Here is a 15123-nt window from a genome sequence, read left to right as displayed (position 1 = left end):
GATTCATCTTGAAAAAGTGGAGCCGGGACCGGGCGAGAAATCGACCCGGTTCCGCGTTCTCATCGATTGCCAGTTTGAACATCTAGGCAGGATTTACACGATCCCGGCTGGTTTCAAGACCGACTTTTCGAGTGTTCCGCGTCCAATCTGGCCGATCATCCCGCCGCACGGCCTAGCCACGATCCCTTCTATTAAGCATGATTACCTGTATGATTTCCAGATCGGTGAAAAGGAAATCGGAAGGAAACGAGCTAGACAGGAGGCCGATCAGGCGTTCCTTCGGGATCTGATTGAGGAAGGAATGAAGCCTGCACAAGCTAGACTCATGTACGGCATGGTTCGGCTTTTCGGACGCCCGTTTTGGATTCACTAAGTATCCCCCCACACCCTAAAACAACTCCATGAAAAAGTATCTTTTAGCAATATTCCTGAGCGTTCTTTCGCTCTGGAGCTTCGCCCAGGGAGACATCCCCATCAAATCCGATGTGGTGCCGCCCAGCGTTGATTTTCTTCGTCCGATTCTTCGCCCCTCGGTAGGTGAAATTGAATACCGGAAAGCAGATGGTACCTACTGGAATGGCCGTTTGAAGCGAGATCCTAAATTATTTTATACCTGGCCCCCTTATCTGATCAACAATCCCATTCTAGGAGATCAGGCCATCGGGCCTAGTTTGACGGCGGATACCTCCCAGCGTCAATTTGCTATTTTCAACGGCAACCGCTGGATTGAATACGGCGGTAAAGCTACCGAATTAACCTTCGGCTCAGCGTTCACGAAAACGGGCACTACGGTTAATCTGGCTCAGTATCCTAATTCGATTGGCGATATTCTGGCGGATTATCTGAGCTTCAAATACGCTCCGAATAAGCCCGTCAATCCCCTTCAGCACACCTTCATGCTCTATAATCCTACGACCGGACGACTGGAGGGAATGCCTTACGCGGACGTAGTATCCGCAATGGGCGTAGTGCAGTGGCCGGGCACGCTGGGAAAGATCGGGGTGGATGAATTACACTGGTCTACTTTGCCACCTTTAATTTCTGCCAGTAATCTTGATCTGATGAACGCCCGGTTTTTGATGACCTTCGGAAGCGATAACTACCGCATGAGCATGGGCGAATACATGGCATTGATCACTCAGCGGCTTAGTGGGAGTACGTCGGTGAAATCACTTCGCCGGATAGCCCCGGTGAAAAATCATCTCGAACCGGGTCAGGTGGGCGATTACTTCTGGTACAAGAAGAAAATGCACCTGAACATCGAAAAGGAAGCGGGGAAAAATATGTGGATTGCCTGGGCTCCTGATACGACGTTCAATTACGACGTGGTGCCCAGCACGATACCCGCTCCGGTAATTCGCTATACGGGCAATCCGAACGCTACCTCGCAAAGCCTGGCGTGGTTTTGGGACGGTGGCGAAGTCAATAATTTTCGGGTGTATCAGTCCAAGGGTGATACCGCTCACTACGTCGTGCTTTCGCCCGATGCAGCCGCAGGTGAAAGAGCCTACACCATCACGAATCTTGCTCCCAGTACCACCTATTATTACCGCCTCGTAGCTCTCACGCCGCAGGGCCAATCCCCGCTTTCCAACACCGTTTCAGGTACCACGCCCGCCGTCGATAACTTCACGGTTTGGCCTAACATCAAAAATCTGGTGGTCACGCAAAACGGTCCAACTCAGGCAAAACTTGAATTCGACATCACCGAGTACGGCGGTGGGGTGAGCTTCTACATTTCCCGGCAAAATGCCCCGGACGTGGTGAAAGATGAGCTTTGGGAATTCGCGGCGGGCATGGAGCTCTACGCACCTGGTCACTATACGATGTTCATTGACAACATCAATGATTCTGATTTTAGATACTTACGCTACCGCCGTAATTCAACTACCAGCGACGGGAAACAACCTTCAAGCTGGGAACGCTACGGGCCTTTCAACATGACAGGCGTAATCAAGGTCAATACCCCTGCCATTACGAGTGTGAGTAACATCACCAGCAGCTCGCTTACGTTAGGCCTTAATTTCAATAATTCGAGCATTAGCCGGGCGTTTCTCTACATCGCGGAATGGAAAGCAGCTTCGGGTCAGATCAGCTATGACCGGATTGATATTCCAACCACAATCAGCACGTACCAGGTAACAAACCTGAAAGCGGGAACCAAGTATCTGTTTCACCTTCAGGTAGCGAAAAAAGAAGGTAGTAATGAAGTGTATTCGCCGAACTCTTCGCCCGAAACGGAAGCGACCACGCAGGCCGGATCTTCCGACATTGCTACGCCTACCATTCTGGAAATGTCCCGTACTTCTAGCGTGCAAACGCCTGAGCAGTACGGACAAGTAAGCTATACGCCCGTTTCTACGAGTAGCATTCCGGCTGCCTGGGATTATCGCATCGGAAACGATGCCTGGGCTGTAGGCGGCGATGGGGTGGTCAGCAATTTCTTTAAGTTCGTTCTCAATGAATTTACGCCTAATACCACGTATCGATTCCGGGTTCGATTTAAACGCCTGAGTGATGGTAAGTACGGCTTGTATTCAAACGTGCTGAAAATGGTTACAGGCCCGAATTTTGGAAAAGAGGTACAGCCGTTTTCTGACTTTACGACTTCACTGGAGGCCGCCGATCAGACTCCGAATGGGCAAGCACCCGTAACCACCCAGCCCGTACAGCTTTCACTTTCGAATACGTCTAGCTCATCGACGACCATCACCGTCACAAACCACGGTAGCGGGACGAAAAACTACTCCTGGGCGGTGTATCAGGGCGAGTTCAATAACGGGGGTGAGTGGAAAAGATGTGCTGAAAACAACATTCCCAGCACCGGAACATTCACCGTCGATATTTCCAGTTGCAACCTTACGCCAGGTGTTACCTACCGGATGTACGTCACCGAAACGGCCAATGCTGATGCCAAACGCAACTACATCGAATTCACGGTATCCGCTCAACCTCCGGTGAGTGAATCGCGGGGTACGATGAAAGCCCGATCTTACACTACTTCCAATTAACCCACATGAAAAGATTCCTCTTATTTCTGACCCTGTTACCCGCTCTGGTGAGCGGGCAGGGCTCTATTTACTTACGAGTTACCGAGGGACAAACCCCCTATACCTACCAGCTTTACAACGCCGGGGGTACCCTGGTAGAAACCCGCCAGTCCAATAAGGCGGAAGAAAAATTCACGGCCCCGGGTTACGGCTACGCCTGGAAAGTAACCGGGGCGGATAATTCATCAAGTGCGGGTTCAGTGGATGCGGTTACGCATCAACTCATGAACAAGCATATTCGTATGAAAGGAGGCTATTATTCCAGCCCTAGCGATTTCGCGGTGGGCTTGGCTAAAGTCAAGAATATCCCTGGCTTTACCACCTATACGGCCAGTTTTCACGCGTTTGATCTCTTAAATACGGCTGCCAAGTGGAATGATGCCAAGTGGTCAACGCCCTACGACCACACCGTTCCTAATCAGACGTTTACGCAGGATCAGATCGACAACACCTTCGATCAGCTCGTTTACAATGCCTATAATTCAGGTAATTCTGCTGCTACGCGGATGAACCTTCGCATTACCTACGACGGAGGATTACTCAGCAACCAGTTATCAAGTACAGGCTTCGGCTACGGCTGGGAAGAATGTCCCAAACGCCCAGACGGCCAGTACGCGGACTTACGTCCTTCGAATAGCTACCTCACAAAATACCCCTGCTACGTGAGTGCCAAAGCCCTGGCTTTCTACAAAGAAGGATTCAAGAAGTTTTGTACCCGCTATCAGAAAGCAATTAACGACGGCACGATTCGGGAAATCGGATTCCAGCTCAACGAGTCTGGTGAATCTAATTTTTCGGGCGGCTACTATGATGGAGATGCAAATGGTACCTGGAGTTTGAGCTACGGGGATTACAGTGAAAAGATGCGAACGGCCTTCATGAACTTCTGTCAGGCCCGTTTTGGTAGCATCCAGACGCTTAATAGCCGCTTAGGGACTACGATTCCGGCATTTACACTCGATGCGTTCAATAGCAATATGCTACTCAACAATGCAGACGGTGGGAATGATACGATGCAAAGTTTGTGGCAGTGGTACCAGGCGGAAGCCCATGATCTCTTCGAGTATGAAATGCAGAAGTACGTTTACGATCAGGTGCCGATCACCCGAACGAAATTATTTGCTTTCGATGTGGGTAGTATCATGAACGGGGATATGTTCCGCATGAAGTCACACAACTTCGCTCAGCGGCTGCTGAAATATGATCGATGGATGACGGTAAAAAGCAATAACTCGCATGAGTTTGGTGCAGGGCCTTTTGTGATTGATCAGATCCTATCAGGGGCTCAGCTCGCTGGAGCTTATCCGTGCTGGGAACCCAGTCCAGGCCTGGATGTGTTCACGCTCGATTTTCTTACCGAAGCGGCCTGGCTTTCAATTAATAACGGCGTAGGCTTATCTGCCTTCAGCTACAATAATGAAAGTAAAGGCATTGAATCATACAGTTTCTGGACGGAAGTATCCAACCGGGTTAATTTATCCGCAGCTACCAGTACGTTTAAGCCTGATAACCTGAATAGCCAGGGCAATCCGATTACGCTTACCATTCCGTTTCTCAAGATAGCATTAGACGGGAAATACAATCACATCGGGGATAATTACATCCACTCGGAGTGGAAAAAAGTAGCCGATCAGAACCCCGGTAAGCACATTGTCATCCGGGTAGATGATAGCGACGTTAGAGCTTTGTTTGTGAATTCCTATCCCATCAACACCACCGCGACGACCTCGAATCCAAATCCAGACGCTTCAGGCGGTGGTGGGGGTGAAGATTAAATCGATGAAGGGGCTACCCTAGTAAACTACCTTTCGGTTTGTCCTCTTTTTAGGGAATAGCTCAAGGGTACAAGTGAAATGATTAACAGCTAAGAAAGCCGGGCAATGCCTGGCTTTCTTGCGTTTAGTGTCCTTTTTGGCTTGCTTACTTCCCCTGAATTTCGTATCCCGAACAGTCTACTTGTACTCATACGAAATTCGGATGAACTAGTCCCTTATGAAAGATTCCCGTCGTCTCTTATCCAGTGTATTCAATCAAGCGTTTTTTCTCGGTCCGGAAGGCGTGGGCATGTGTATGCCGGTCTTCTTAGCCTTTCGTAACGGACAGGAGAATCCACGCTCGATGATGGGAAGTGACGATGCAGCCCCTAAAGTGGGCTTTGAGGCACGCTTCACCTGTTCTGCTACCCCCTACGTCAGCGAAGAAGAACAATACTGGCTGGATTACTACCCTGTCTTGACGGACACTGGTGTGCTAATCATTCCGGTGATGGAAACTTTGATGCAGTACGACTATTGCGGCGTACCTGGTACGAGCACGATCGCCAAATGGTATCAGAAAGGTGAAGCTGACCCTCAAGTCAAAGCCTTTTTAGAGGTCGAAAATACGCCCGGCGGAGCCGTGCTGGGTACCGCTGAAGTAGCCCTGGCTAAACTCGCCTGCACCAAAACGATTGTTTCATTTTGTGAAGGCATGAGCTGCTCGGGTGGCCAGTACATTTCTTCCGCTTCGGATTATACGTTCGCTTCGAGTCTGAACTGCATGTTTGGCTCGATTGGCGTGATGATCAGCTACCGAGATTATACACAGTACTACGAGAATCTGGGTATCAAGATGATCGATCTGTATTCGGTCGATTCACCCCTGAAGAACGCAGAACACCGGGCGGCCAAAGAAGGCGATTTTACGCAGTACACCGAGGGAATCCTCTATAAGCTCGATCAGAACTTTATGAACTTCGTGAAGGCTACCCGCCCGAACGTGAGTGCCTTAGCCCTTCAAGGCAAAACGATGCTCACGCAGGAAGCTCAGGAAAACGGCCTCATTGATGGTATCTGTACTTTCGAGGAAGCCTTAGCTTTTGCCCTTAGTAAATCCCCCCGCAAAATCACCCCCAAACAATACACTGACATGAATTTTATTAACAAAGTCCGGGCGAAGTTCGGTTTGTCAACTGAGCAGCCTGATACTACCCAGGCTGAAACTGAGGTAATGAGTCAAATCGATAATCTCAATACTCAGGTTACCGAGCGTGATACCACGATTGCTACGCACGTGGCTACTATTGCTGAGCGTGATTCCACCATCCAAGGCCTGAATGATCAGATCGCGGCTGCTAATACAGCTCACCAAACCGCGACTGCTGGTTTACAAGCTCGCATCACTGAATTAGAAGCCCGCGTACCGGGTGCTCCGGTAGCTCAGGCTCCCACGCCTACTACTGATCCTATCACGGTTGAAGATGATTCGCCAGCGGCGGCTCATGCAGGCATGGCTCAGGTAAGCAATCTGGCAGCAGCGGCTAAAAAGAACCGCGAAAACCGAAAAAAATAGTCTATCCACCCCTCCATAGTACGCGTACCCTAATCCATCCCACACCTAACTTTTATTACACACAATGGGCAGTATTTCTTTCGCACAACTCAGTGCGTACCTCAATGCCAACTGGTTGCCAATTATCGCTCAGATCATCACGGGCTTTACCGCCTTTGAAGATTTAACGGTGCTTCCAGGGATCAACAATGAAGTCAACATTCCTAAGATCACGACTTCAGAATTTTTAAAGCCGTATACCGGCACGTTTGAAAAAACGGATGCAGTTGCTTTAGAAGACCGTAAACTACGAGTTGACGTAGGACAAGGAGACTTAACGTTTGAACCTGAAGCGTTCCGCCGGGAATACTTAGGTGAGCAATTAAGACCAGGTGGACGCGATATCCCTGAAGAGCAGTTTATTTTCGAACAGCTTACCGAGCGGGCTCAGAATACCATCGATCAGCACATCGTGTATTTCGGCAAAAAAGAAGCCGTCGTTAATGGCGATACTGCCGTGCAAAAAGCTCGTAAAATCACCGATGGCTTCGGAACCATTATCGCTAAAGAAGTGACCGCAGCTAATCTGGTTCCAGTCGTTACGGGTGCAATCACGAATGCCAATGCGATCAGTAAAACAGAAGCAGTCTTTAAAAGCTTATCCCCTGCGGTTCGGGCCAAAGGTGGCGTAATCTACGTTTCTGAAGATGTGTACTGGAAGTACTTCGAGAATTACCGGGCCGAGTACAAGACCTCACCCATTTTTACGGGGAATGAATTGCGTTCCAAAGAAATCGTTTTCATGTACGCGGCTAACTGGAGCATTCGCCCCTGTATCTGGATGGGTAACTCTCAGCGAATTATTGCTTCAGCGGGTAAGAACCTGTACATGGGTACGGATGGCACTAGTCCATTAACTCCATTCAAATTAATTGACGGCCACTATCATATGGAGTTTTCCATGAAACTCATCATGGGTCTTCAAATCGCTGATCTGGACGCTCTGGCGGTTAACGATCAGGCCTAATCATCCACATCCACCTAGCCGATTCAGTTGGGGTTTAGCTTTCGAGCGGCCCCGCTGTTACAATCGCAAACCTTGATCCCCATGGATTTAAAAGAACTTGAAGGCCTAACTGAAGAGCAGCTTAAGGCCAAAATTTTGGAGCAATCGCAAACGATTCAAACGCAGCAATCAGAAAATGACTCGCTGACGGATAAACTAGCGGATGCAGAAGCTGAAGCCAAAACGAAAGATTTGGTCGTCACAATTAAGAATAAAAAGTATCGGGTACTGGTTCCTAAGTTTATCCTGGAAGGTGCTCTTTATTCTGCTGATCAACTGGAGAAAGACGGTCTGGGTGAAAAGCTTCTCAAAGTAGAAGGCCAGCAGGTCATCGTTCCCCTTACCTAATCAAAAACCCTACAGACAGGGTTTTTCTGTTTATCAATCACCTAACCCACAAAAGAGATGTCTTGCATTGACGCAAAACTCGAAGATGTGCTGGAGTGTCAAAATGGCGATACGGGAGTCGCTGGTTTGGAGCGAACGGGTTACTACTGTTTCGAATCCGATATTAAAACCTGGCCTACCCTGCCCTCCAAAGACGCGACGACTACCTTCGAACAACGAGTAACGTTGACGGATAGCTTCATTATGAACACGGGTAAGAAGTTTAACAAATTCCAGTTTACTTCTGATCTGCCTTCCGTTGAATCTGAGCTGGTTGGACCCGCGAAAGGTAAATCCTGGTCTAATACGCTCAAGGGAGCAGTTCGCTCGACTTCCGCCCAGGTGAAAGGCTTTTTAGATGCCACGAAAAATGGCAATATGATCTTCATCGTGATCGGCTTAAATGGAGAACAGGAAGTCATTGGCTGGAAAGATAAACCCGCCATGGTCACTTCTGGAAAGCTGGCCTCTGGAGCCAAAGCGGACGATGAGCGAATGACGGAATTCGAAATCAACGCTACCGGCAAACCCGCATTTAATTACACCGGCACAATTCCCCTGACCGCTGCGGTTTAACCTAATAACCCCTGCTGAGTCAGGGGTTATTTTCATCCATCCCTAATTACTATCAAACAATGGCTAAGTCCCTGAAAGCTGAAGTAGCTGAAAAATTCGAAGTAACTGGCCTGAAAGAAGCCGGCGATTTTCATCATCCTTTAACTGGAGAAACCAGTTTAGATTCAATTACTATTAAACAGGCCAATGATCTGTTCGTCGCTGGTTTCCCGTACTTGAAACCCGTTGCGAAAAAGTAGTTTCACTTATACTTCTATCAAGCGAAAGGCGGACGGCAGGAGCCGCCCGCCTTTCTTAATTCTATATGGATTTAAAACCCGTCATCGATGCCTGGTTAAGCCGCCCTGTGTTTGCCACCGGGCGTGAGCTTTATTTTCGTTACGGCTCTTCTGAAAGTTACAAACGACTCTTTGCCAGGCGTGATGATCAGGGAGCTTTTCAGGTCTTAATTACCGCTATTCAGGAGCTTAGAGAAAACCTTCCTTTCGAGTCGGTGGAATCGAAACGACCTGAGGGCAAACCGGCGTTAAAGCCTTCCGAGTTTGAAGATGCTCCCGAGGCCGTGCAGGCATTTATTACTCAGAGAAAAGCGTACTGGGCCGAAGTGGTGAGTCTAAAGAAGCTGCTCCGCACCTCTGAGAGCCAGAGCGAACGCGGGGAGGCTGCCTTTCGTATTCTTCAGCTCCGGACGCTCATCAACCGGATCTGGCAGCAGACCGATTATTATGATCGCACCGGACAGCTTCTGGAGGTTGAAAAAGAGGAACCCCTCGATGCTGAACTTTCCAAGCTAGATGATCTGACGCTGAAAACCACCTTTCAGAACAATCAGAAATACCTCTCCAAATACGCCAAGCGGGACCGGTCCCAAACCGTCGAAGCCGAGTACCAACGCCGGCTGGCTCAGCAGCCTCAAATCGAGCAGATCCTGAAGGAGCGAAAAGAAAGTAAAACCCTTGAATTCTAACACCCATGAGACTTATCACCCAACAGACGGACGTGGACAAGCTGCACGACTATCTGTTTACTAAAAAAGAGGTGCAGCTCTCCCCTGCCCTGGAGCAGAAGCTAGAGCGGCTAGAGCGTTGTGATGGTCTGATCCGGCAGCATGGACTTCGTTCTGAAGTTGTCAGGATGATGATCGAGTATTATGAAAAGCAAGATAAAAGCTACAGTAAACGAACCGCTTACAATGATTATCAGGAAACACAGGAGCTATTCAATTCCGGCTACCGGCATGATATTCGGCGGTATAATGTCGATCTGATTGTCGGTGAAGTTCTTAAAACTAAACGCAAAGCGGAAGCATTAGCAGAACCAGATACCAGAGCTATGGCCGCGTGTGATGCGAACCTGATTAAAATCAATGAAAAGTTCTTCGGTGAAACCGACAAAATCGACTGGAGCCTAATTAAGCGGCCTATGATGGTCTTCTGCTTTGATCCGGCTCTCATTAACTCGGATGTACCTGTAGAGAAAGAAAAACTCGATAAGCTGATTACTAAATTCAAAACCATTCGCAAAAAAGTGAATGAGAAACCCCTTGTTCAAGATATCACCTGGGAGGACGTAAAATGAGAATAGAAGCTGAAGAAACCCGCGAGGTTCAACGCCGGCATCGTAATATCCCGCAGCTCCTGGTCAATATCGTGATGGCCAGCTTGATGGTGCTGATCTGGGGCCGGGCCACTGGTAAAACCTACGGAGCTACCTCGCCCTGGCTGGCTCACCACGCTGAAACCATGCCCCGCAGCACCGGAGCCATTCTTTGTAAGTCCTATGCCCACATGAACACGAAAGTGCTTCAGGAAATTGTCGAAGGCTGGACGGAGCTTGGTTATGTCGAAGATCTACACTTTTGGGTAAAGAAGCAGCCTCCGGAGTGGGCGAATGTTCCCAGGGACTTTCACCATACGCAAGACTATACCCGTTCCATCACCTGGTGGAATGGTACGATGTTCAAACTCTTTTCCCTGGATAAAAACTCACCCAGTAACGGGGATTCGGTGGATTTTATGATGGTCGAAGAAGCCAAACTGCTCGACTACCAGGCCGTGCAGGAAGCCTTTAAAACCGTTCGGGGGAATCGTCGGCATTTTGGTCATCTCTCTTGCCATGGAGCTAAGCTGATTGTAACCGACCGGCCCCGTGATGCCAAGGGACGCTGGGTGCTTGATTACAAGAAAATTGAGACTGATCCAGAACTTTTAGACGCTATTATCGAGTGTCAATATCAAATCCAGCTCCGGCAGATCGAGCTACTCTCTGATGTTAGCGAATCCAAAGCCAAAAAGCTGGAGAGTGAAATCAAGTTACTTCAGGAAGAACTCAATGAGCTGCGAAAAGGCCGGGAATTAGAAGACGGGGACCGGGAAGGCACGGTTTACGTTTCCCTGGCTTCTACCCTGGATAACATTCACGCCCTGGGCATTAAAGCCCTGAAGGATCTACGCCGGGATCTATCGGATTTTGACTGGGATTTATCCGTTCTCAATAAAGATATCCTACTGGTTGAAGACTGTTTCTATTCTTATATCTCCGAAGAGCGGCACGGCTATAATGCGACTAATTATAAGTTCATTGAGGACAATCCCACCATTAGGGAGCGGGATTGCCGCTTTGATCTCGACGTTCGCCCAGGGCAGGGGCTCGACGTATTTTTCGATCACAACAAAGCCATCAACTGTATCACAGTAGGCCAACGCCAGGAGCAGTATTACCGCATGCTCAATGCCATGTACGTACTGGAGCCCGAGATGGCCATGGACCTGGTAGATAAGTTCTGTCACTACTATCGATACCATCCCACCAAAGTGGTGAACTACTACTATGACAATACCTCCAGACGCGGGGATGCTCGGAATGCTAAGTACTTAAGTGACGACATTATTGATCAATTTAGAAAGAATGGCTGGGTGGTCAACCACGTCTACATGGGACAGGCTACCAGCCACGTGAGCCGCTATGAGATGTTTGTCAAGCTCTTTAATGAGGCAGATGGACAGCCCTTCAAGGTTCGCTATAACATCGATAACTGTAGTTGGTGGCTGTATGCCTGCCATCAAACGCCTACCAAGATTCGTACCACCGAGAAGGGTCAACCCTTTGGCAAGAATAAGGATAGTGAAGATCCGAAGTACAACATTCCCAAGTGGGAAGCTACCCACATCACTGAGGCGGGCGATGGATTGTTTGTGGCCCAGATCCTGCATTCGCCTTTCGCCTACATGGGTGGTGGTGGAGTAATAGCCGGGTAGAATGTAGTATTCGCCTGATTCGCCTTGATGCCTTGCCCTATCCATGGGCGAATAGATGCCTGGTACGAAACGTATCAGGCATTTTTATTTAAAATACTGAATATCAATGGTTTATAACTAACATTTTACAAATATATCCCTCATATACGGTGACCCCCCGCCGGGCGAACGCCTCGCCTTCATAGGGCGTGCAACGGCTAGGGAATGCAGATTTTTTTGAGGCAAATGTTCATTTTAGCCTTAAGTAACTGATTATCAGTAATTTGACTAAAAATATTTTGCAAAACGTTTTCAGGTAGGGTTTCTTTTTTATGAGCAAAACGGATTTATCTATCTGGTATACAGATACTTATCTACCTTTCGCTCAGAAAGGCGAAAACAAAAAAGCCGGGCAGCATTGCTACCCGGCTTTGACGATATCCTAAATGTAATATAACGCTACAAAGCTACGAGGGAATGGCTTCGCCCCTGTCCTTTTGCTGGCTTATTTACGTATCGACCTTCGTTTCATGCTAAGCTTAAAACAGGTCATTCACTTGATGGAACAGCTCTCTGCTCGCAAGCAGGGTTTTGTGCTCACCTTCGTTACTGCCGACAAACAGCGTCCTGAGGATGCGGGCCGGGTGATTGAATTACAGAACGCTATCCTTTCCAAACATGACCGTTTGCTACCCAAAGAAATCCACCAGGAGATACGCCGCGATGAGCACCGGGAATTTCGAAAGAACCCCGCCCATGACGTGAACGGAACCATTAACATTCACATCTTAGGAAACCGCGAAATCCGGAAAGTACATCCCTGGCTAATCACCCACTTTAACGGACAGGAAGTACTATGACTACTGAGTATAATGGTATCACCATTTCCCCCAATGGTGAGTCCGGTTACATTGCAGAATTTGGAGCCCTGGTCAGCTTTCAATCGGCAACCAGCATGATGGCTAAAAAGCCAGAAACGCCGATCGAAAGCAACCTGACCCGGATTAATAACATTGCTTATTGGGGAGCCGATAACTTGTTCCCGCAAAAATTAACGGAGGTCATCCGCAAAAATATTTCCTATACCCGTGGCCTGGCTTTGAAAGCAGAGCAGATTTACGGGTTAGGGTTAGAGTACGGCTACGAGTCGATCATGGAGGGTGAGAAAGTGTTCATGCCTCACTATGATCAGCAAATCGATGACTTTCTCTATTACTCGGAAAACGTCTCGGGAGGTGATCTCTTTGGTTTACAAACGAAAGACCTCGCTTACTTTGGAATGATCTTTCCGGAGTTTCATCTAACCGTAGACCGGGGGAAGATCTTCGCTATTCAGCACCGCCCGACGGCTCAATGCCGGCTGGCTCTTCAGGAGATTGAAGGCCAGTACGTGGGTCTGATCCGGGATTGTTTTATTTCAGCTAACTGGGGCAAAGGAGCCGGTTTTCAGGATAGGTTGACCCTTCGCCGCCCCGTCATTTCTCGTGGGTATGATCCCGCCGCTGAAATGCGAAACCGTACCGATGGCTATCAGTACGTAATGCCGGTAGGCCTTCCTTCGCTGCTGGAGACGTACTACACGCACCCGGATCACATCTCGATCATTGACTCGAAATGGCTGGACGTTTCCAACTTCATTCCTCAGTTCAAGGCTGCTTCCCTTAAAAACAAGGTAGCTATCAACTACATTATTGAAGTGGCTGATTGGTACTGGCCAGCGGCCTATCCGGAGTGGAACACCCTAATTGGTCAGAATAACGCCAAAAGCCAGGAGCGAATGAAGCAGATCAAGACTCAGGAGCTTCAGAAGTTTAATTCCTTTTTCGGGAACTTGGACGATGCGGGCCGCTCGATGCTCATCGATAAAAAGCTGGTGTATTCGGGCGGCTCCGGAGCCCCCACGGAAATTTCAGCGTGGACTATTAAAGTGCTGGAGAAATCAAAGCTGGGTGAAGACGGCTACTTAGAAGATGCCCGCGATGCCCACACCATGATTTATACCGCGATCGGTATCGATGAATCCATCCAAGGCAAGAAAGCCGGCACGGGTGGATCTAACGGCTCCGACAAACGAGAGGCCTATAATATCGGTAACCTGACTTCTACGCCTCAGGCAAGACTCATTCTCAGAGTTTACGATTTCGTTTCCCGCTACAATGGCTGGAAAGGTCCGGATGGACAGCCCATCAAGTGGCGAGTGAAACGGGCCGAGATGCAAACGAAAGATCAATTTTCCCCCAATAAACGCGAAAGCACCGAACCCCAATGAGCATTATTTCAAGAATCGCCCGCTTATTTTCTCGTAAAGAAACCAAAGTAGTTGCCCTACCTACTTGGACAAAGCCTTTCTACGTACATGGCGGCCACCGAATTTTTCAGCTGGATGACCAGGGAGCCATCTCAGAAATTCCCTTTGACTCTAATCAGCTTCAGCACCGGGGCAATAACCGCTATTGCATTCGCATGGTTAAGGGCCATTCCTATACGACTGCTCTCAATAAAGAAAATGCCGGTAAACAGTTTAAAAAACAAGGTTTATCCCTTCTCAAGCATGCCTTTACTAACTAACACGGAGGAACTGGTTCCGCTGCTGCCGGTCGATGTGGCCTTTACCTTTGACCTCATTAAAGACCACCTCGAAACGGCAGCAGAAGACGTGATCATACCGCTGATCACGCAGGAGGTCTACGATAAAATCGTAGCCGGGGATTATGATGAGCATCACGAACGCCTGGTCATGAACGTCAAGCGGGCGGTGGCAAGTTTGGGTTATCTCAACTACGCCCCCTGGGCTACGGTTCGCATCGAAGACGGCGGTGTATCCGAGAAAGAAAACGCGGCCCGAATTGATACTTTAGACGGTATACGTCTGTGGTGCATGACCACGGCAGGCCGGGCGATCGAGCGAATTTTGGAGTATCTGGAAATGTACGAAGCTGATTTCCCGGAGTGGAAAGACTCTTCTAGCTATACCGTATATTCTGAATTGCCGATTCGCACTGCCACGCAGTTTCAGAAATACGCCAACATCAAAGGCTCGCGGCAAACCTTTTTGGCTTTGGGCCCCGCGATGCGTCGGGTGATTTCCTTTCATTTGAAACCCGCCCTGGGAAGTGCTCTCTATGAAGAGCTGCTTACTTCCTCTGATACGGCCATCAAGCGGCTCAATGACGAATATGTGCGTCCGGCTCTGGCTCATTACGGCATTTTCTACGGGCTGGATGAAATGGCCTTGACGCTCGATGATCGAGGAATTCTTCAGTTTAATAATACCTCCAGTGGGAAGATGCGGACGTACCTGGCTGCTCAGCAACAGGCCGTAGATACTCTTAAATCTAACATGGGCAAGCTGGGAGAAACGTATCTGGGAATGATGGTAAGCTTTCTGAATGCTAACGCCAGTCAATATCCTTCGTATCACTTACCTACTACTGCTGGAGGAGCTGTTGATAATGACCCCTCACAAGCGGTCATAGGCTTCTATTAGATACATACTACC

General features: G+C 48.8%; 15 protein-coding genes. All 15 read left to right on the top strand.

Annotated elements, in window-relative coordinates; translation table 11 throughout:
• A partial coding sequence (locus BWI96_RS16845) for a DUF1353 domain-containing protein (protein WP_157830409.1) occupies positions 1 to 373 on the top strand: 373 nt, incomplete at its 5' end.
• A gap of 28 nt (positions 374 to 401) precedes the next feature.
• Entirely contained in the window at positions 402 to 3011 is a 2610-nt protein-coding gene (locus BWI96_RS16840) for a fibronectin type III domain-containing protein (protein WP_106637705.1), read from the top strand.
• Positions 3012 to 3016: 5 nt separating this feature from the next.
• The gene (locus tag BWI96_RS16835) at positions 3017 to 4825 is read left to right on the top strand and encodes a hypothetical protein (protein ID WP_106637704.1); all 1809 of its coding nucleotides are present in this window, start codon (positions 3017 to 3019) and stop codon (positions 4823 to 4825) included.
• Positions 4826 to 5042: 217 nt separating this feature from the next.
• A complete protein-coding gene (locus BWI96_RS16830; RefSeq protein ID WP_106637703.1) occupies positions 5043 to 6380 on the top strand; it encodes a S49 family peptidase in 1338 nt (445 codons plus the stop codon).
• A gap of 64 nt (positions 6381 to 6444) precedes the next feature.
• Positions 6445 to 7386 (top strand): hypothetical protein, encoded by a 942-nt coding sequence (locus BWI96_RS16825; protein ID WP_106637702.1) that lies wholly within the window; start codon positions 6445 to 6447, stop codon positions 7384 to 7386.
• An 81-nt stretch (positions 7387 to 7467) separates the two neighbouring features.
• Positions 7468 to 7773 (top strand): hypothetical protein, encoded by a 306-nt coding sequence (locus BWI96_RS16820; RefSeq protein WP_106637701.1) that lies wholly within the window; start codon positions 7468 to 7470, stop codon positions 7771 to 7773.
• Positions 7774 to 7830: 57 nt separating this feature from the next.
• Complete coding sequence (locus BWI96_RS16815; protein WP_106637700.1) at positions 7831 to 8388, top strand: hypothetical protein; 558 nt, start codon at positions 7831 to 7833, stop codon at positions 8386 to 8388.
• A 59-nt stretch (positions 8389 to 8447) separates the two neighbouring features.
• Positions 8448 to 8627: a hypothetical protein gene (locus tag BWI96_RS16810; protein ID WP_106637699.1), complete on the top strand. Its 180-nt coding sequence runs from the start codon at positions 8448 to 8450 to the stop codon at positions 8625 to 8627.
• 65 nt (positions 8628 to 8692) lie between these two features.
• Positions 8693 to 9355: a hypothetical protein gene (locus BWI96_RS16805; protein WP_106637698.1), complete on the top strand. Its 663-nt coding sequence runs from the start codon at positions 8693 to 8695 to the stop codon at positions 9353 to 9355.
• A gap of 5 nt (positions 9356 to 9360) precedes the next feature.
• Positions 9361 to 9966: a hypothetical protein gene (locus tag BWI96_RS16800; protein ID WP_106637697.1), complete on the top strand. Its 606-nt coding sequence runs from the start codon at positions 9361 to 9363 to the stop codon at positions 9964 to 9966.
• Entirely contained in the window at positions 9963 to 11645 is a 1683-nt protein-coding gene (locus tag BWI96_RS16795; RefSeq protein WP_106637696.1) for a hypothetical protein, read from the top strand. The genes BWI96_RS16800 and BWI96_RS16795 overlap by 4 nt, the downstream gene beginning before the upstream one ends.
• Positions 11646 to 12154: 509 nt before the next feature.
• The gene (locus BWI96_RS16790) at positions 12155 to 12484 is read left to right on the top strand and encodes a hypothetical protein (protein WP_157830408.1); all 330 of its coding nucleotides are present in this window, start codon (positions 12155 to 12157) and stop codon (positions 12482 to 12484) included.
• Entirely contained in the window at positions 12481 to 13893 is a 1413-nt protein-coding gene (locus BWI96_RS16785; protein WP_106637694.1) for a hypothetical protein, read from the top strand. The genes BWI96_RS16790 and BWI96_RS16785 overlap by 4 nt, the downstream gene beginning before the upstream one ends.
• Positions 13890 to 14192, top strand: a complete 303-nt coding sequence (locus BWI96_RS16780) for a hypothetical protein (RefSeq protein ID WP_106637693.1) — start codon at positions 13890 to 13892, stop codon at positions 14190 to 14192. Before BWI96_RS16785 ends, BWI96_RS16780 begins: the two co-directional genes overlap by 4 nt.
• Entirely contained in the window at positions 14176 to 15111 is a 936-nt protein-coding gene (locus tag BWI96_RS16775; protein ID WP_106637692.1) for a DUF6712 family protein, read from the top strand. Before BWI96_RS16780 ends, BWI96_RS16775 begins: the two co-directional genes overlap by 17 nt.
• Positions 15112 to 15123 lie beyond the last annotated feature (12 nt).

Origin of the sequence: Siphonobacter sp. SORGH_AS_0500 (assembly GCF_002838835.1) — a bacterium.
GTDB lineage: Bacteria > Bacteroidota > Bacteroidia > Cytophagales > Spirosomataceae > Siphonobacter.
Note: the sequence above shows the minus strand (reverse complement) of the source record. Positions and strands in the feature narration are given on the sequence as shown.